Origin of the sequence: Gordonia soli NBRC 108243, assembly GCF_000334455.1 — a bacterium.
GTDB lineage: Bacteria > Actinomycetota > Actinomycetes > Mycobacteriales > Mycobacteriaceae > Gordonia > Gordonia soli.
Genome location: NZ_BANX01000011.1, coordinates 96,538 through 114,201, shown reverse-complemented (window position 1 = coordinate 114,201; position 17,664 = coordinate 96,538). Strand labels below are relative to the sequence as shown.

The 17,664-nt window shown below is 68.3% G+C and carries 16 protein-coding genes; 13 read left to right on the top strand and 3 right to left on the bottom strand.

Annotated elements, in window-relative coordinates:
- The first annotated feature begins 10 nt into the window (after positions 1 to 10).
- From GS4_RS08255 to GS4_RS08220, 8 genes are all read left to right on the top strand, one after another.
- Positions 11 to 688, top strand: coding sequence for an urea amidolyase associated protein UAAP2 (locus GS4_RS08255; protein ID WP_007619477.1), 678 nt, complete (start codon positions 11 to 13; stop codon positions 686 to 688).
- Complete coding sequence (locus tag GS4_RS08250) at positions 685 to 2,745, top strand: 5-oxoprolinase/urea amidolyase family protein (RefSeq protein ID WP_007619475.1); 2,061 nt, start codon at positions 685 to 687, stop codon at positions 2,743 to 2,745. Before GS4_RS08255 ends, GS4_RS08250 begins: the two co-directional genes overlap by 4 nt.
- Positions 2,742 to 4,409, top strand: a complete 1,668-nt coding sequence (atzF, locus tag GS4_RS08245) for an allophanate hydrolase (RefSeq protein ID WP_007619474.1) — start codon at positions 2,742 to 2,744, stop codon at positions 4,407 to 4,409. The genes GS4_RS08250 and atzF overlap by 4 nt, the downstream gene beginning before the upstream one ends.
- A gap of 84 nt (positions 4,410 to 4,493) precedes the next feature.
- Positions 4,494 to 6,209, top strand: coding sequence for a hypothetical protein (locus tag GS4_RS08240; RefSeq protein WP_007619473.1), 1,716 nt, complete (start codon positions 4,494 to 4,496; stop codon positions 6,207 to 6,209).
- Between the two features lie 109 nt (positions 6,210 to 6,318).
- A complete protein-coding gene (locus GS4_RS08235) occupies positions 6,319 to 6,507 on the top strand; it encodes a hypothetical protein (protein WP_007619466.1) in 189 nt (62 codons plus the stop codon).
- Between the two features lie 90 nt (positions 6,508 to 6,597).
- A complete protein-coding gene (locus tag GS4_RS08230) occupies positions 6,598 to 6,792 on the top strand; it encodes a hypothetical protein (protein WP_007619465.1) in 195 nt (64 codons plus the stop codon).
- 32 nt (positions 6,793 to 6,824) lie between these two features.
- Positions 6,825 to 7,715, top strand: coding sequence for a DUF3558 family protein (locus GS4_RS08225; RefSeq protein WP_007619464.1), 891 nt, complete (start codon positions 6,825 to 6,827; stop codon positions 7,713 to 7,715).
- 68 nt (positions 7,716 to 7,783) lie between these two features.
- Positions 7,784 to 8,332, top strand: coding sequence for a DUF3558 domain-containing protein (locus tag GS4_RS08220; RefSeq protein WP_007619463.1), 549 nt, complete (start codon positions 7,784 to 7,786; stop codon positions 8,330 to 8,332).
- A gap of 103 nt (positions 8,333 to 8,435) precedes the next feature.
- Here GS4_RS08220 and GS4_RS08215 read toward each other — a convergent pair whose 3' ends face one another.
- Positions 8,436 to 9,263, bottom strand: coding sequence for an acyl-[acyl-carrier-protein] thioesterase (locus GS4_RS08215; protein WP_007619462.1), 828 nt, complete (start codon positions 9,261 to 9,263; stop codon positions 8,436 to 8,438).
- A gap of 100 nt (positions 9,264 to 9,363) precedes the next feature.
- On the opposite strand from GS4_RS08215, the gene GS4_RS08210 reads away from it, so the two are divergent.
- From GS4_RS08210 to GS4_RS08190, 5 genes are all read left to right on the top strand, one after another.
- Entirely contained in the window at positions 9,364 to 11,043 is a 1,680-nt protein-coding gene (locus GS4_RS08210; protein ID WP_051989665.1) for an FAD-dependent oxidoreductase, read from the top strand.
- Between the two features lies 1 nt (position 11,044).
- Positions 11,045 to 12,319: a glycosyltransferase family 4 protein gene (locus GS4_RS08205; RefSeq protein WP_007619458.1), complete on the top strand. Its 1,275-nt coding sequence runs from the start codon at positions 11,045 to 11,047 to the stop codon at positions 12,317 to 12,319.
- A gap of 14 nt (positions 12,320 to 12,333) precedes the next feature.
- Entirely contained in the window at positions 12,334 to 13,065 is a 732-nt protein-coding gene (locus tag GS4_RS08200) for a class I SAM-dependent methyltransferase (RefSeq protein WP_007619456.1), read from the top strand.
- Positions 13,062 to 14,108: a prenyltransferase gene (locus tag GS4_RS08195; RefSeq protein ID WP_040509913.1), complete on the top strand. Its 1,047-nt coding sequence runs from the start codon at positions 13,062 to 13,064 to the stop codon at positions 14,106 to 14,108. The genes GS4_RS08200 and GS4_RS08195 overlap by 4 nt, the downstream gene beginning before the upstream one ends.
- Positions 14,109 to 14,175: 67 nt before the next feature.
- Entirely contained in the window at positions 14,176 to 15,033 is an 858-nt protein-coding gene (locus tag GS4_RS08190) for an LLM class F420-dependent oxidoreductase (protein WP_007619449.1), read from the top strand.
- Positions 15,034 to 15,104: 71 nt separating this feature from the next.
- On the opposite strand, the gene GS4_RS08185 is transcribed toward GS4_RS08190, so the two are convergent.
- Positions 15,105 to 16,535, bottom strand: coding sequence for an LLM class flavin-dependent oxidoreductase (locus GS4_RS08185; RefSeq protein ID WP_007619441.1), 1,431 nt, complete (start codon positions 16,533 to 16,535; stop codon positions 15,105 to 15,107).
- A gap of 81 nt (positions 16,536 to 16,616) precedes the next feature.
- The gene (locus tag GS4_RS08180) at positions 16,617 to 17,648 is read right to left on the bottom strand and encodes an LLM class oxidoreductase (protein WP_157226555.1); all 1,032 of its coding nucleotides are present in this window, start codon (positions 17,646 to 17,648) and stop codon (positions 16,617 to 16,619) included.
- Between the last annotated feature and the right edge of the window lie 16 nt (positions 17,649 to 17,664).

Below are 17,664 nucleotides of genomic sequence, written 5' to 3'. Positions count from 1 at the left end.
AGAAACAGCCATGACCGCACCGACCGACATCGCCGTCGATCCGGCCCCGGAACGGATCATCCTCGACACCGAGATCGGACCGCGCGCGCCGTGGTCGGGGGTGGTCGAGGCCGGTGACATCCTCACCATCGTCGACCTGCACGGCAACCAGGCCGTGGACACCCTCTTCTATGGGGCGGCCGACCACTCGGTCCGATACTCGGCCCAGGCCACCATTGCCGCGCAGGGGAGCATCTTCCTGACCACCGGCTCCGTGATCCGTGATCAGGAGTCGGCGCCGCTGATGACGATCGTGGCCGACCAGGTCGGCAATCACGACACCCTCGGCGGGGCATGTTCGCAGGAGTCCAACACCCTCCGCTACGGGCACCACACCAAGCACCAGCACGCGTGCGTCGAGAACTTCCTCATCGGTGGTGCCGCACACGGACTCGGCAAGCGCGATCTGGTCGGCAACGTCAACTTCTTCATGAACGTGCCGGTGGACCCCGACGGATCGCTCGGCATCGTCGACGGATTGTCGGCACCGGGCAAGCGGCTGGCCCTACGCGCCGAGGTCGACACCCTGGTGTTGATATCCAACTGTCCGCAGATCAACAACCCCTGCAACGGGTTCGACCCGACAGCCGTGCGGATCATCGTCACCCGGCCGGGCGCGAACGACCAGCAGGCCGGGGTCAGCCGATGAGCACCGTCGAGATCCTGCGGGCAGGTCCCCTCACCACGATCCAGGACTGGCCGGGGCGCATCGGGTATTGGAAGGTCGGCGTGCCGCCGTCGGGTCCGATGGACGACCTCTCGTTCCGGTTGGCGAACATCGCGGTCGGCAACCCCCCGTCGGCCGCAGGCCTGGAGGCCACCCTGATGGGGCCGGCGCTGCGATTCGCCGAACCGGCGGTGATAGCGGTGACCGGCGCCCCGGTGACCGTGACGGTCGGGGGAGTGGCCGTCCCGCAGTGGGTCCCGGTCCCGGTGGGCGCGGGCGAGACGGTGGACGTCGGGGCCGCGGGATCGCTGGGGATGCGCGTCTACCTCGCGGTCGCCGGCGGGATCGTCGCGGACGACTACCTGGGCAGCACCGCGACCTTCGCGATGGGCGGCTTCGGCGGTCTCGACGGCCGGCCTCTGCGTGAGGGCGACACGCTCGCGGTCGCCGGCGATCGGCCCGGGACACCCCGGCGCATCCTCATCGACGAGCGGCCCGCCATGACCGACGCGTGGCAACTCGGGGTGACGGTCGGGCCGCACTCGGCGCCGGAGTTCTTCACCCGGGACGACATCGACGACATCCTCGATCACCCCTACGAGGTCCACTTCAACTCCGACCGCACCGGTATCCGGCTGATCGGCCCTCGACCGCGATGGGCGCGGTCGGATGGCGGAGAGGCGGGCCTGCACCCGTCGAACATCCACGACAACGCCTACTCGGTCGGCGCGCTCGACTTCACCGGTGACACACCGATTCTGTTGGGGCCCGACGGGCCGAGTCTCGGTGGTTTCGTCTGCCCGGTGACCGTGGCGAGCGCTGAACGCTGGAAGCTCGGTCAGCTCAAACCCGGTGACACCGTACGGTTCGTCGCGATCCGCACCTCCCACGTCGCATCGCCGGCCGAGGTCGGGCCGGCCCGCCGCTCCGGCTTCGTCGACGTGCTCTCCCGCGGCGGCGACACCGACGACGGCATCCTGGGGCGGACCACCACGGCGGACGGCGTCACCGGTGTCACTTATCGACGCAGCGGCGACGACAACATCCTCGTCGAGTACGGCGATCTGCACCTCGACCTCGAGCTCCGCGCGCGCGTGCACGCCCTCGCCGAACGCATCGACGCCGAACGGCCTCGTGGGCTGGTCGATCTGACCCCGGGGATCCGCTCACTGCAGGTGAAGGCCGACCCGGATGTCTGGTCGCAGCAGTCGATGCTGGACTGGCTGATCGGGTGTGAGGCCGATCTGCCGGCCGCCGACGATCTCGTGCTGCCGAGTCGAACCGTCCACCTGCCGCTGTCCTGGGACGATCCGTCGACCCGGGAAGCGATCGAGCGGTACATGCTCGGCGTGCGATCGGATGCGCCGTGGTGCCCGTGGAACATCGAGTTCATCCGTCGGATGAACGGGTTGGACTCGGTGGACGACGTCTACCGCACGGTGTTCGACGCCGAGTATCTGGTGCTCGGACTCGGTGACGTCTATCTCGGTGCGCCGGTGGCGGTCCCGTTGGACCCGCGGCATCGACTGGTCACCACCAAGTACAACCCGGCACGTACCTGGACGCCGGAGAACGCGGTCGGCATCGGTGGTGCGTACCTGTGCATCTATGGGATGGAGGGGCCGGGTGGATATCAGTTCGTCGGTCGCACCACTCAGATCTGGAATCATCGTCACCCGTTGTCGTCGAACGGCTTCGATCCGGAACATCCGTGGCTGCTGCGGTTCTTCGACCGCATCAGCTGGTATCCGGTGAGTGCCGAGGAATTGCTCGACATGCGCGCCGATGTGGCCGCCGGACGAGGGGAGAGCACCCGGATCGCCGACGGATCGTTCTCGCTCGCCGACCACCGGCGATTCCTGGACGGGAACGCCACCGACATCGAGACGACCAGGGCTGCGATGACGTCGGCCCGGGATGCAGAGCGCGAGAGATGGTCGCAAGGCGGCGAATTCGCCAGGTCGGCGACACCCGACAGGATGCCGGCGGACGAGCTGACCGGGGACAGGGTGACCGGGGATGAGGAGAAGGTGGCATGAGCCGGATCGACGAGATCTACGCCCGGATCGAGGCAGCGGATCGACCGGAGGTCTTCGTCACGCTGCGTCCGCGGGAGGAGGTCGACCGTGAGCATCGCGCCTCGCTGGCCGCCGGTGGTCGACTGGCCGGGGTCGTGGTGGCCGTCAAGGACAACGTGGACGTCGCGGGTCTGCCCACGACCGCCGCGTGCCCCGGTTTCGGCGTCGTCGCCGACGTCGACGCACCAGCGGTGGCCGTCCTGCGAGCCGCCGGTGCGGTGGTGATCGGCAAGACCAATCTCGACCAGTTCGCCACCGGGTTGGTCGGCACTCGCAGTCCCTATGGCGCGGTGCGGGATTCCCGTCGACCGGACCGGATCTCCGGCGGGTCCAGTTCCGGCTCCGCCGTCGCGGTGGCGCTCGGGTTCGCCGACATCGCGATCGGCACCGACACCGCGGGTTCCGGTCGTATCCCGGCCGGACTCCAGGGGATCGTCGGGATCAAGCCGACGCTCGGAGTCGTGTCGACCGTCGGGGTCCTGCCGGCCTGTGCCGATTACGACGCGGTCACCATCCTGGCGCCCGATCTGGCGTCGGCGGATCGCGCCATGGCCGTCCTCGCGGAGGCGGCCGGTCCCCGGCCGTTCGGCGCCGACATCCGGTTGGCCGCACCCGAACAGCCGATGCTGGCCGTACCCGCCGACCTCCCCGGCCTGGACCGATCGTGGCGGGAGGCGTTCGCCGCGTCCGTGCGGCGCGCCGAGGAGGTCGGATTCCGCATCAAGCATGTCGACCTCGAACCGTTCCTCACCGCGGCGCGCCTGCTGTACGACGACGCCCTGGTCGCCGAGCGATACGACGCCGTCGGGCAGTTCATCGACTCGGCCGATGCCGAACGCGACGGTCTGGACCCGACGGTCGCCCGGATCATCAGCGCCGCCAACCGTTTCAGCGCCGTCGAACTCCTGGCCACACGTCGACGACTGGACCGGTTGCGGTCGGTCGCCATGAACGAGCTCGGCGACGCCGACGCTCTTCTCGTCCCGACGGCACCCCGGCACCCGACCATCGCCGAGGTCGACGCCGATCCGGTCGGCGTGAACTCGGAGATGGGTGTCTACACGAACTTCTGCAACCTCTTCGACCTGTGTGGGATCGCGATCCCGGCGGGGACGGTGGCCGAGCCGGACGGCACGGTGTCGCAGTTCGGCATCACCCTACTGGCCAGGGCCCACCGCGATGCGGTGGTGACCGACCTCGCCCGCCGACTGAGCATCGGCCCGGAAGCCGGGCCGTCGGCGGCGTGGCCGGAGTCGGCCGGCGCGCCGAGCGTCGAGGTGGCCGTCTTCGGGGCGCACATGCGGGGCGGGCCACTCACCCACGAATTCGCCGACCGCGGTGCCCGCTGGTCGGGGGAGGTGCGCACCGCCCCGGCGTATCGGCTGGTCGCGCTGGACACCGTGCCGCCCAAACCGGGTCTCGTCCGCGATCCCGCTGTCGGGCGCAGCATCTCCGGGGAGTCGTGGACCGTGTCGACCACCGGGCTCGGCGACTTCCTGGCCCATCTACCTGCCCCGATGGCTCTCGGTCAGGTCGAGCTGGACGACGGCCGGTGGGTGGTCGGGTTCGGGTGCTCGGCCGACGTAGCGGCCGCCGGTACCCCACTCGACCGAACGCGCTGGTGAGGCTTTTGCCGGTTCGGTCACCGATTCGCGATCGTCCATGCTTCACTTACTCGACTTCATCGGGTGGACGCGAGAGTGGGACGAATGACCAGCTTGGGGGACAACGGTATTCGGCGTTCACGGAAGTCGGATCGTCGCCGTAAGCGCAAGCAGGCCCGGTTCCGCGCCGCCGCCGGCGTCGCTTCGGTCGCAGCGGTGGCGGCGATCGGGGCCGGCCAGGTGGTGGGGCAGGGGCAGGCGCACGCGGCGCTGCTCGACGACGTCAACAAGGTGAAAGCTCTCAATCTGAACCCGGCGGCCGGGCTGGGCAACGTCGTCGGGAACATCGTGAACAACGCTGCGACGCAGGGACTCCTGAGCCAGTGGCGGATCAACGCTTGTGGCACCGGTGGGCAGAACGGCGGCGCCGACTGCACAGGGTCGACGGGAACCGGTGTGGCCGTGGTGATGCCGGGGACGCTCGACCTGGTGCCGGTGGTCGTCTACGACCCGGTGAAGAACGCGTACAACACCGTTCTCGTGCAGGGGCTGCTGTCGATCCTGGGTTTGGATGGAAAGATCCCGGATGCGCAGCTCCCGGTCGGTTCGGCAAAAGTCATCGGCAGCGGATTCCAGTTCGCCTATGCATCGACCGGTGGTTCGGCCACCGCGATCTCGTACCTGCCCATCAGCCTCGCCACCGCGGGAGCCAGCGGGGGCCGGACCGCCTACGCCTTCGCGCTCGTCGGCATCGCGAATGCATGGACCACCGACGACGTACCGGTCACGATCCTGGGGGCGAACACCGGCCTCGAGATTCCGGGGGTGAAGTCGGTCGGCTGCTATGGCGGTCTCACTGCGGGGTACGCCGAGGGGGTCGGCGCGTGCGCGAACATCGCCGGGACCCTCGACTTCCGGTTGGATCAGCGGCCGCAGCTGCACGAGGTCCAACTGGGGCTCACCGATCCCACCGCGGTGCTCGTCGATCCCGCATCGGTGTTCGGGAGCGTCATCACGCAGCTGCTCAACGGACAGCCGCTCTCGCTGAGCAAGGACTTCGTCCGCCTGACCGTCGGGGGCGACCAGTTCCTCTCCCTCACCAGCGATTACGGCACGCAGGACCCGATCACCGTCGACTGGTTGGGCGCGCGGGTCACGCTGAATCCCGAGACCGTCGTCAACGGCGTGTCGAAGCCCAATCACCTCGGCGTCCCGACCATCCAGCTGGGCGGATTCGATGGCGTCCACGACCTGCTGCCGGTGATCTCGATTCCCGAGCGTCGGTACCCGTTCGGTATCCCCGCGGCCGGGCCGGTCGTGACACCGTCGTTGCCGACGACCTCGACCAGCGTGGCGCGTCAGGCGTCTGCCGAGCCGTCGGTGGTGGCGCGTTCGGCGTCGACCCTGCTCACCTCCGATTCGTCCGACGATGTCACCAGCACCACCGACATCCCCGTCGTCGACGACACCGACGATCACACCGTGACCACCACCGGCTCGGCCTCGGCGTCATCGGATTCCGCCGGGAACGAGTCGGCGGCCTCACCAGGCGACCGGACATCGATCGGCGACTACGTCGGCAAGCATCGCCTGACCGACCGTGGACGGCACTCCAGCGGAAAGTCCGGTGCCGACGCGTCGACCGGGGGCAAGCATCGCGCCACGGAGTCGGCGAGTTCGGCCGACGTTGGCAGCGGAGCCGGCGACACGTCGAGTACGAGCGGTTCGTCGACCTCGAGCGGGTCGAGTGCAAAGGCGTCGGCCGGTGAGTCGTCGTCGGGGGCCGCTTCTGGGGCGTCGAGTAGCTCCGCTGACGACTGACCACCGGTCGGTGAGCACGTGGCGGGTCAGCCGCCGAGCTGTTAGAACGGTGAGACGGCGACTCGCCGTCATCTGATCGACCGATCTCGCTCAACGCAAGGAGGGCGACATGACCCGAACCGGCACGACAGCAGACGACACGCGACACGACCCGAACACGAACGGCGACGTCCTCGCCGGCCAGGTTCTTGCAGCGGCACCTGAGGCCGATTATCTGGAGCAGCAGGTCGACGTTCCCGACGTCCAGTCCGAGGAGGACTATCCGCACGTGTCGGACATCTCCGGCTACGACGTCTGAGGGGCTCTCCGCCTCGCAGAGCACCCGGGAAGTGGGCGCCGGACGACTACAGTGGTCGGCACATCCGTCGCCCGGTGTGAGGAGACAGTCATGGCAGTGGATCCGGCCAAGCGCAGAGCCGTCGGCGAGGTCGTCCGGCAGCACCCGGGAATGAGTCTGGCGGCCGTGTCCCCGGCCATCGTCGTGTTCGCGGTCGTCTGGCTCATCACCAACTTCTGGATCGCCGTCATCCTCGGCGTCGCGGCGCTCGGAGCCGGTTACTACCTGCTGACGCGGCAGCGGTAGGCGATGGTCGGCGTCCGGACCACGATCCGCTGATGGCGGTACGAGTCGACAGCTGGATCTGGGCGATCCGGCTCACCAAGACCCGATCCGCGGCCGGTGCCGCGTGCCGGGGCGGACACGTACGCGTCAACGGCACCACCGCGAAACCGGCACAGCAGGTCTCGGTCGGTGACGAGGTCAGGGTCCGCCTCCACGGACGTGAGCGGATCGTCGAGGTCACGAGACTGATCACCAAACGTGCGTCGGCCCCCGTCGCTGCGGAGTGCTTCATCGATCACAGCCCGCCGCCGCCCCCGCGAGAGGTCCTCGCGACGCAGCCGCGTCGTGATCCGGGAGCCGGTCGGCCCACCAAACGTGAACGCCGCGAACTCGACCGCCTGCGTGCACAGGGTGGCGTACTGATGGCGGTCGTCGCGCTGGTCGTGCTCGTCGCCGGGTGTTCGTCCGACTCCGGTGACGACTCGGGGTCGGGCTCCCCGAAGCCGCCGGCGAAGGCCGGATCGGGACCGTTCTTCGGCGAATGCGGCGGAGTCACCATCGACGACGTCGCGCGGCTCACCAAGTTCCCCGGACTCAGTGCGACCGTGAACAATCCGTCGGCGTGCGAGTGGGACAGCAGCAACGACCGCACCGGCCCGGTCGCATCCTTCAATTGGTACCGCGGCTCGCCGATCGGTCGGGAGCGTGCGACCGAGCAGTTGTCACGAGAGTCCACCAAGGACATCGAGATCAACGGGCACAAGGGTTTCATCGCATCGGATGTCGGCATCTGCGAGGTCGGCATCGACTTCGGCGGTGACTTCTTCGAGTGGTCGGTGAGTGCGGGTGCGGCGTCGGTGACCGGCGGAGAGGTCCCGCCCACCGAAGAGATCTGCGACGCCACCCGCGAGCTGTCGCGGCTCTCGATCGAGCGTGCGTCGTGATGCCGCAGCGGATGAGGCCCGCGGGGACTGCTCACGACCGGTACCCGGGCGCGGGACGAGGTCGCCGCGTGCGCTCCCTGATCGCTCTCCTCGTCGCCGCGATGCTGATCGTCGGGGTGAGCAGCGCCTGCGCCCGGTCGGTCGACGGTGACGCCGTGGCTGTCGGCCAGGCCGACAACGACCAACCGGGGGCGGTCGACACCGATCAGTTCGACAAACTCCTCCTCGAATGCCAGATCGTCTCCACCGACCAGATCGCGAAGGTCGTCGGTGGTGGCGTGGCCCGCGGCACCTTCAACGGTGCCATCTGTCGGTGGATCGTCGAGGGACCGGCGATCGTCGGGGTCACGTTCAACTGGTTCGAGTGGGGGTCGCTGAACGCCGAGAAGGAGACCGCCAAGAAGCTCGGCTACGAGACCGAGAACATCAAGGTGGCCAGTCAGACTGCGTTCACCCAACGAGACCCGAAACGGCCCGCCATGTGCGGTGTGACCGCCCGCGCGCCCAGCGAGGGTGTCTACACCTGGTGGGTCGAACCGCGGACGACCGCGACCGCCGCCGATCCCTGCGCGGCGCCGATCAAGCTGATGGAGCTCCTGCTGTCCGGAGGGCAGTAGCAACTTCCCAGCAGCGAGGGGCGGTGTCTGCGAGCGTCCCTACCGTTTGCGAGCAGAGCTCAGCTCGCAGACGGTGGTTCTGTTCGCATCGCCTCCGACGAACTCAGTCGGGCAGTCGGGTCACCGACACCGTCGCCGCGACCTGCACGTCGCCGTCTGGGCCGTCGATGAGCATCCACACCAGCAACCGATCGGCCTCGCGGACCCTGCGCAGCGTCAGCTTGCTCGACGGGACGATGGGGCGCAGGTACTCGATGACCGCCCGATGACGGCCGGTGACCAGGTCGGGGTGGTCGACGAGCTCGTCCTCGATCGCCTCCAGGTATGCGGCGTTGTTCAGGTGCTTGAACGGATCGAAGTCGGTGCTGCGAAGTACGTGCTCACGGTCGGGCAGGTCGATCGTGCCCGGATCCGGCGCCTTGTCGGGGTTCATCGCCTTCCAGCGCAAGCGGTGTTCGTCGGTCATCGACGACAACATCTCGAATGCACCGTCGGTGAGGCGTGAGGGCATGCCCTGATCGTTGACGTTGATCCAGAACGCCTCGGTCTCGATGAGGCCCGGCGGGCGCGGGTCGGGGTTGAACCGGTTCGTCTCGTGCTCGGCGGTCAGTCGCACCCGCATGTTGGTCCATCGCGTCGACAACGCGCCGCACCAACGCTGGGCGGTGAAACCGGCCGGCCAGGAGAACGGTCGGATCACGTCGATGACGGTCCGCCGCACGATCCAGAACGGATCGGTGTCGCGGAACTCGGTCACCTCGATGTTGTCGTTGGCGACGTCCTGCAGGTATCTGGCGACCGCGTCGAGACGCACCCGCATCTCCTGGTCGACGTCACCGGTGCGGACGCGATATCCCCCCTCGAAGAAGCGCGCGCCCTCCTTGCGGTCGGTCAGTGCGACGACCTCTGGCTGTTCGCCGATGATGCTCACCGGGGTCCCTTCTGTGTGTCGCCGGTATCTTTGCAGTTAAGATACAGAGAGCAGCAAAACTAGAACACGTTCCACGTGTCTGACTCTGAGGAAACAGCAGATGGCGCATGTGATTACTCGACCATGTTGCAACGACGCCTCGTGCGTCAGCGTGTGTCCGGTGAACTGCATCCACCCCACTCCTGACGAGCCGGAGTTCCTCACCGCGGAGATGCTCTACATCGATCCCGAGACGTGCATCGACTGCGGTGCGTGCATCGACGAGTGCCCGGTCGAGGCCATCCTCCCGGACGACCAGATCGAGGATCGCGACGAGCCCTACCTCCAGATCAACGCCGACTACTACACGGACCACGACGTCGAGGGCGGGCTCGTGCCGCCTCGCAAGGCCCCGCAGCTGCCCGACGGAGAGTTGCACGTCGCCATCGTCGGCGCTGGACCGGCTGCCTTCTACGCAGCCGAGGAACTCGTGCGTCGGCCGACGGTCAAGGTCGACATGTTCGACCGCCTGCCGACTCCGTACGGACTTGTGCGCGCGGGGGTCGCCCCGGACCACGCCCCGACCAAGGGGGTGGAGAAGACGTTCGCTGCCACCGCGGGCAAACGCAACTTCGACTACTTCCTGAACGTCGAGGTCGGCAAGCACATCAGCCATGACGAACTCACCGACCGCTACCACGCGGTCGTCTACGCCGTCGGTGCGTCCACCGACAAGCGGCTGGGCATCGACGGTGAGGACCTCGCCGGCTCGATCCCGGCGACGGAGTTCGTGGCCTGGTACAACGGCCACCCCGACTATGTCGATCTCGGGGTCGACCTGTCGTCGGAGCGGGCGGTCGTGATCGGCAACGGCAACGTCGCACTCGACGTGGCGCGCATCCTGGTCAGCGACCCGGACGACCTGGCGAAGACCGACATTGCCGACCACGCCCTCACCGCGCTGCGCGAGTCGAAGGTCCGTGAGGTCGTGCTGGTCGCCCGTCGCGGCGTCGCGCAGGCCGCCTACACCAACAGCGAGTTCCTCGCCCTCGGCGACGTAGAGGGTGTCGACGTCGTCATCGACCCCGACGACCTGGTGCTCGATGCCGCGACCGAGGCGGCACTCGCTGACGGCTCGTTGGACTCCACGATCGGTACCAAGATCCGGCTGGCCCGGGAGTTCTCCGAACGCGAGACGACCGACGGCAACCGTCGGATCGTGTTCCGGTTCCTCACCTCTCCGGTCGAGATATCCGGCACCGACCACGTCGACGGGGTCACCCTGGTCCGCAACGAGTACGCACCGGGATCGGGCAACGTCGGTGTCACGCCGACCGAGGATCGGACCGAACTCGAGGCCGGCGTCGTCCTGCGCGCCATCGGCTATCGCGGCGTCCCGGTCACCGACCTCCCGTTCGACGAGGTGGCCGGCGTGGTGCCCAACACCGAGGGCCGGGTGCTGTCGGCGCCGGACGGTGACACGATGTCCGGCCTGTTCGTCACCGGGTGGATCAAACGCGGTGCGACCGGGGGCATCGGGATGAACAGGATCTGCGGTCAGGAGACCGCTGCGGCGGTGCTGGCCGACTTCGTCGCGGGTACGCTTTCGGATCCGGTCACTACACGCGACGACGTCGCGGGCATCGTCGCCGACCGGGGTGCCCATCGGATCGATCTAACGGGGTGGAAGAACATCGACACGGCAGAGAAGTCAGCAGGTAAGGCCGCAGGTCGCCGTCGGCTCAAGTTCGTGAGCATCACCGAACTCGAGTCGGCCGCCGACGCGGGCATGGAGAAGTAGGGTGCGGGTCGCGCTGCTGTCGTATCGCAGCAAACCGCATTGCGGCGGTCAGGGAGTGTACGTCCGGCACTTGAGTCGAGAGCTCGCGCTCCTCGGCCACGATGTCGAGATCTTCTCCGGGCAGCCGTATCCCGACCTCGACCAGTCGGCACTGGACGCCGGCGTGACGCTCACCAAGGTCCCGAGTCTGGCCCTCTACGACGAGCCGGATCCCTTCCGCACCCCGCGTCCGAGCGAGTACCGCGACTGGATCGACGCCCTCGAAGTGGGGTCGATGTGGACCGCGAGCTTCGGTGAACCGCTGACCTTCAGCCTCCGTGTCGCGCGGCTCCTCAAGGAGCGCAAGGACGAATTCGACATCGTGCACGACAATCAGTGCCTCGGTTACGGACTGCTGGACATCCAGCGTGCCGGGCTGCCGCTGATCGCGACGATCCACCACCCGATCACCCGGGACCGCACGCTGGCGGTCAAGGCGGCCAAGGGCTGGCGCAAGATCAGCGCCTGGCGGTGGCATTCGTTCCTGCGCATGCAGGGCCGGGTCTCCCGACGCATCCCGGAGTTGCTGACGGTGTCCCGGAGCAGCGAGGTCGACATCCGCAAGGCCTTCGACATCCCGTCGGGCCGGATCACCACTATTCCGCTGGGCGTCGACACCGAGGTCTTCCGACCCGCCGTCGAACGTGTGCCGGGACGGATCGTCTCGGTCGCGAGCGCCGATGCGCCGTTGAAGGGCGTCTCCTACCTCCTCGAGGCGGTCGCCAAACTCAGCGCAGAGCGCGAGATCGAATTGGTACTGGTGTCCAAACTGGACCCGAACGGGCCGTCCGCCAAGATGATCGACGACCTGGCGATCGCGGATCGGGTACGCGTGGTGTCCGGACTCGACGACCAGCAGTTGGCCGACCTCTTGGCGTCGGCCGAGGTCGCCTGTGTCCCGTCCCTGTACGAGGGCTTCTCACTGCCCGCCGTCGAGGCGATGAGCTGCGGTACCGCGCTGGTGGCTACGCGTGCCGGCGCCATCCCGGAGGTCGTCGGGACCGACGAGCAGGCTGCGGTCCTGGTCCCGCCGCGCGACTCGGGCAAACTCGCGCAGGCGATCGGACGGGTGCTCGACGACGGCGAACTGCGGGCCCGGCTCGGTGCCGGCGGACGCGCGCGTGTCGAGGACCGCTACAGCTGGGCCGCGGTCGCCGCGAAGACCGCCGCACATTACGAGACCGTGTTGCAACGAGTGGGCCGCTCCGGCGGCGTGACCGCGCGCGAAGCGGTCTGAGGAAGGGAACAAGCGTGCTGACAGTGGATTTCGACCGACTGGGCGTGGGTCCGGCGACCAAGGCGATCGACATCGGGGCGGGGCAGGGACGGCACTCCTACGAGATGTTCCGCCGTGGTGCCGACGTGATCGCCTTCGACCAGTCCGAACAGGACATGGCCGACGTCTCCGAGATGTTCGACGCGCTCATCGCTGCGGGTGAGGTCCCCGCCGATGCCAAGGCGCGTGCCGAGGTCGGCGACGCGCTGCGGCTGCCGTACGCGGACAACAGCTTCGACGTGGTGCTGATGTCGGAGATCCTGGAGCACATCCCCTCCGACGAGGCCGCCATCGCGGAGATGTACCGCATCCTGAAGCCGGGCGGCGTCGGTGCGGTGACCGTTCCGCGCTATTGGCCGGAGAAGGTCTGCTGGGCGCTGTCCGACGAGTACCACGAGGTCGAGGGTGGGCACGTCCGCATCTACAAGGCGTCCGAGCTGGCCGACAAGCTGCGGCGGGTCGGTCTCGAGGTCACCGGCACCGACCACGCGCATGCGCTGCACGCGCCGTACTGGTGGCTCAAGTGCGCGGTCGGGACCGAGAACGACAAGAACCTGCTCGTCCGCGGGTACCACCAGCTCCTGGTGTGGGACATGATGAGCAAGCCGTGGCTGACCCGTACCGGCGAGCGTCTTCTCAACCCCGTGATCGGCAAGTCGGTCGCGCTCTACCTCCGCAAGCCGGCCGGATCGACCACGGCGGGATGACCGCGACCCCCGCGATCGCGGGTGTCCTGACCGCCGCCCAGGTGCGCGCCACCGGCGCGGCGATCGTCGGGATGCAGGAGCAGTCGGGTGCTCTGCCGTGGTTCCCGGGTGGTCAGACCGACCCGTGGGATCATGTCGAGTCGGCGATGGCGTTGTCGGTCACGGGCTTCCACTCGGAGGCCGAGGCCGCGTACGAATGGTCCAGGCGTACCCAGCGCGACGATGGTTCCTGGCCGATCCGCACGGTGTGCGGCCGGGTCGAGGACGCGGGCGTCGACAGCAACTTCTGCGCCTACATCGCCGTCGGGGTCTGGCATCACTACGTGATCACCGGCGACACTGCGTTTCTCGAACGGATGTGGCAGACGGTGTGGTCGGCGACCGAGTTGGTCTGCCGCTACCAACGCCCCGACGGCGCCGTCCGCTGGGGCGGCGACCACGGCACGGGCGCGATGTTCGCCGAGGCCAAGATCACCGGCAACGCGAGCATCTTCCAGGCGCTCGACTGCGCCATCCGGATCGCGGTCGAACTCGACCAGCCCGACGACGACTGGGTGCGCGCGCATGCCGCGCTGGGAGATGCGTTGCGCGAGCGGACGGATCTCTTCGATCCCCCGTCTGAGCACTCGATGGACTGGTACTACCCGGTCCTGGGTGGCGCGGTCCGTGGGCGGGCCGGGCAGGAGCTCATCGCCCGCCGCTGGGACGACTTCGTGGTGCCGGGTATGGGAATCCGGTGTGTCGACCATCGACCCTGGGTGACCGGGGCCGAGACCAGCGAGTTGGCGCTCGCACTCGACGCCCTCGGTGACACGGCCGACGCGATCGATCTGATCGCCTCGATCCAGCATCTGCGCGACCCGGACGGTTCGTACTGGACCGGTCTGGTGTTCGCCGACGGCAAGCGCTGGCCGGTGGAGAAGAGCTGCTGGACCTCTGCCGCCGTGGTGTTGGCAGCGGATGCCGTCAGTCGGGCGACCCCGGCCAACGGGATCTTCCGGGATGTCCGGCAAAACCTGGTCGCGGGCGCTCGAGTCACCTAGACTGGTGTCCAGTCAACCGTCCGACGACGTCGGCTCGGATCTACCCCACGTCGTCCGGAGGTTATCCATGGATTACGGAATCGTGCAGTTCACCAGCGATCGCGGTTTGCGCCCCAGCGTGCTCGCGCCGCTCATCGAAGAGGCCGGGTTCGCGGCGTACTACGTGCCCGAGCACAGTCACATCCCCACCCGGCGCGACGCCGCGCATCCGCAGACCGGCGACTCGTCCCTTCCCGACGACCGGTACATGCGCACTCTCGACCCGTGGACGTCGCTGGCATCGGCCGCGGCCGTCACCAGCCGGATCCGACTGGCCACCGCGGTCGCGCTACCCGTGCAGTCGGATCCGCTGACGCTCGCGAAGTCGATCGCCACACTCGACCACCTCTCCGACGGTCGCGTCACTCTCGGCGTCGGATTCGGTTGGAACCTGGACGAACTCGGCGATCACCACGTCCCGCCGAAGCGTCGTCGCACGATGTTGCGCGAGTATCTCGAGGCCATGCGCGCGCTGTGGACGCAGGAAGAGGCCGAGTTCGACGGCGAGTTCGTGAAGTTCGGTCCCAGTTGGGCGTGGCCCAAGTCGACGCAGGCGCACATCCCGGTCCAGGTCGGCGCCGCCGGCAACGAGAAGAACTTCCGCTGGATCGCACGCAGCGCCGACGGCTGGATCACCACGCCCGGGGAGGACGACATCGAGGGATCGGTGGTCCTGCTCAAGCAGATCTGGGCCGATGCCGGTCGCGAGGGCGACCCGCAGATCGTGGTCCTCGACTTCAAGCCGGTGCCTGAACGGCTCGAGAAGTGGCGCGAACTCGGCGTCACCACGGTGCTCTACGGCGTGCCCGACGACGATCTGGAGAAGGCCCGCGGTTACCTCGCCAAGTTGGCGGGCAAGCTGGGCATCACCCCCGCCGTGGTCTGACGTCCCTGCAGTGATGTGAGCGACGCCGGGCGGTACCCGCGGGCGTGCCCCGGGACGCCGATTCGCCCGGCTCAGACGGTGACGCCCGCGGGCCGCAGCGGAGCAGCAGTGTCGGTGACCGTATCGAGCAGGTTGTTGTCCGTGAACGCGCCCCGGTACGCGGCGGCCGGATGGGTGTCGGGCAATCGGTCCGATCCACCGCCGGACAGCTTGCTGCGCAGCGTGCCCGACTTGTCGGTGGACAGCAGACCGCGACGTCGAAGCTCCGGGAAAAGCAGCTCACCGATCTCGACGAAGGTTCCCGGTCGGGTGGCGTGGAAGACGTTGACGCCGTCGATGCCGGCGTCGCGCCATTCCTCGAGGCGGTCGGCGATCTGCTCCGGCGTGCCGACGATTCGGCTCGCCCGCTCGAAAACCCTCGCCAGATGGCCGATTGTCGGACGGTCCGATCCGGCGGCCTCCTCGGCCCATCGACGCCACCCCTGCACACCACGGAACTCGCCCAGATCGTCGATCGGGGTGTCGAGGTCCAGGCCGCCCGCGTCGATCCCCGCATCGCCGAGGATGTGCGACAGGATTCCTTCGAGGCTCGAATACTCCTCGATGGCAGCCTCTTTCGCTCGCGCCTCGTCTTCCGTCTCGCCGACGACGAAGGACAGTCCCTGGAAGAAGCGGATGTCGGAGGGGCCGCGGCCGACGGCCACGGCCTGCGCGCGCTGCTCGGCGATGAGTCCGCGGGCCGATTGCGGGTCCGGGGAGCCGATGAACACACCCTCGGCATTTCGGGCCGAGAATGCCTGCCCGGCAGGTGAAGCGCCGGCCTGGAAGAGGAATGGCGTGCGCTGCGGCGACGGCGACACAAGGTGCGGACCCTCGACGGAGAATCGCTGTCCCACATGGTTGATCTTGTGGATCTTCGCAGGGTCGGCGTACACGCCTGCTTCTTTGTCCTGGACCAGCGCGTCCTCGTCCCAGGAACCCTCCCAGAGCTTGTACAGGGTGTCGACGTACTCCGCGGCGATGCGGTACCGCTCGTCGTGTTCGACGAGCTTGTCGTGTCCGAAGTTTCGATAGGTGTTGTCGGAGAAGCTGGTGACGATGTTCCAGCCGACGCGTCCGCGGGTGTAGTGGTCGAGGGTCGACAGTCGGCGGGCGAAGTCGAACGGCAGTGCCTGGACGATCGAGCTCGTGAACACGAGCCCGATGTCCTCGGTCGCGGCGGCCAGCGCGGAGATCAACGTGGACGGGTCGTTGACGGGGATCTGCAGGCCCTCCCGCGCTACCAACTCGTAGTTGCCGTTCCACGGCGATCGCAGGCCGGTGACGTCGGCGAAGAAGAGCAGGTCGAATCCCACCCGGTCGACATAGCGGGCGAGTTCGATCCAGTGTTCGAGCGAATTGATCTGGTGGTTCTGCGCCTCCGGCTTGCGCCACAGTCCGTGCAGCACGTGTGACGGGGTGTTCATCACGAAGGCGGAGAAGTAGAGCGGGCGATCGGACATGGGTCCTCCGGTGAGATCAGGTGGCGTCAGCGGTCAGCTGATGTGGACGTCGGGCGGGGTGGGATGAGCGGCGTGGACCGCTCAGGCGGGTGCGGGAACCGGGCCGAACGCAGGTCGGGCGTCGGTCAGCAGGTCGGCTGCGCGAGTCGACCAGTCGGCACCGCGCAGGGGGCCGACCGGTCGGATCGTGCCGGCGCGCACGAGCGTCGGCACGGTGGAGTCGATCAGATCGGTGGCGCCGACCGTGGAGGTCGGGTCGGGCCGGAGGAGGACCGCGTCGTAGCCGACTGCGACCGCCTCGGCCACCTGCGCGGCTGTCGCCGCGTCATCGCCGCCGACGACGACCTCCGCGTACTGCGCACCGTCGAATGTCGATCGTGGCCGTCCGCCGGTCCGCCACCGCGCCCGCGGATGCACCACCACGTCGACGACGTCGGCGGAGGCGTCCGGGAGTTCGTCGTCGACAGGGGCGATGGCGGCCAGGAGAGGTTGATCCGACCGCGGGACGGGCACGTTGAGCGGGCCGGTCACCCGGAAGACGCCATTGTGGTCGACGCCGAGGATCTGCACACCGTTCGAGAACAGGAGTCGCTCGCGGTCGGCGACGACACTCTCCAGAGGCCAACTCAGCCACAGCTTCCGGATGATCACAGCAGTGTCGGCGAGCACCTCGACCGGTGTGGCCACGGCCAGCGCCTCGTGATCCGCACGAGCGGGGAAACTGCCCCGCCGACTGCGTTCGGTGGCACCGATGACGACACCTCCGCGTCGCCCGGTGATGGCGTGCAGGGTCGCCGCGCGGCGGGCGATGTTGTACGGGTGGTCTGCGAACGGCGAGCTCACCGACAGCAGGGTGGTCGTCGAGACGACGTCGGCGAGCACGGCGATGGCGACCGTGGCCTCGACGGTCGGACGGCGTGGAAGGGCGCCCGGCTCTCGGCCGGAGTGGGCGTCGACGCCCAGTGCGACGAAGTCGGCACCGAGACCGTCGACGCGGGCTGCGAGGTCGGGATGGTCGACGAGGACGCGTACGTCTGCGCCGGTCAGCCCCACCGCGAAGCGCGGTGAATCTGATCGAGCTGTGGATTCGAGCGGGGATCGAGCAGAGGTCACCCGCACGAACATGCCG

Coding starts and splice junctions, on each gene's coding strand:
- GS4_RS08210 (WP_051989665.1), top strand. CDS start 9,364: ATGGCGCATGTGATTACTCGACCATGTTGCAACGACGCCTCGTGCGTC.
- GS4_RS08190 (WP_007619449.1), top strand. CDS start 14,176: ATGGATTACGGAATCGTGCAGTTCACCAGCGATCGCGGTTTGCGCCCC.
- GS4_RS08225 (WP_007619464.1), top strand. CDS start 6,825: ATGGCGGTACGAGTCGACAGCTGGATCTGGGCGATCCGGCTCACCAAG.
- GS4_RS08240 (WP_007619473.1), top strand. CDS start 4,494: ATGACCAGCTTGGGGGACAACGGTATTCGGCGTTCACGGAAGTCGGAT.
- GS4_RS08250 (WP_007619475.1), top strand. CDS start 685: ATGAGCACCGTCGAGATCCTGCGGGCAGGTCCCCTCACCACGATCCAG.
- GS4_RS08230 (WP_007619465.1), top strand. CDS start 6,598: ATGGCAGTGGATCCGGCCAAGCGCAGAGCCGTCGGCGAGGTCGTCCGG.
- GS4_RS08195 (WP_040509913.1), top strand. CDS start 13,062: ATGACCGCGACCCCCGCGATCGCGGGTGTCCTGACCGCCGCCCAGGTG.
- GS4_RS08235 (WP_007619466.1), top strand. CDS start 6,319: ATGACCCGAACCGGCACGACAGCAGACGACACGCGACACGACCCGAAC.
- GS4_RS08255 (WP_007619477.1), top strand. CDS start 11: ATGACCGCACCGACCGACATCGCCGTCGATCCGGCCCCGGAACGGATC.
- GS4_RS08185 (WP_007619441.1), bottom strand. CDS start 16,535: ATGTCCGATCGCCCGCTCTACTTCTCCGCCTTCGTGATGAACACCCCG.
- atzF (WP_007619474.1), top strand. CDS start 2,742: ATGAGCCGGATCGACGAGATCTACGCCCGGATCGAGGCAGCGGATCGA.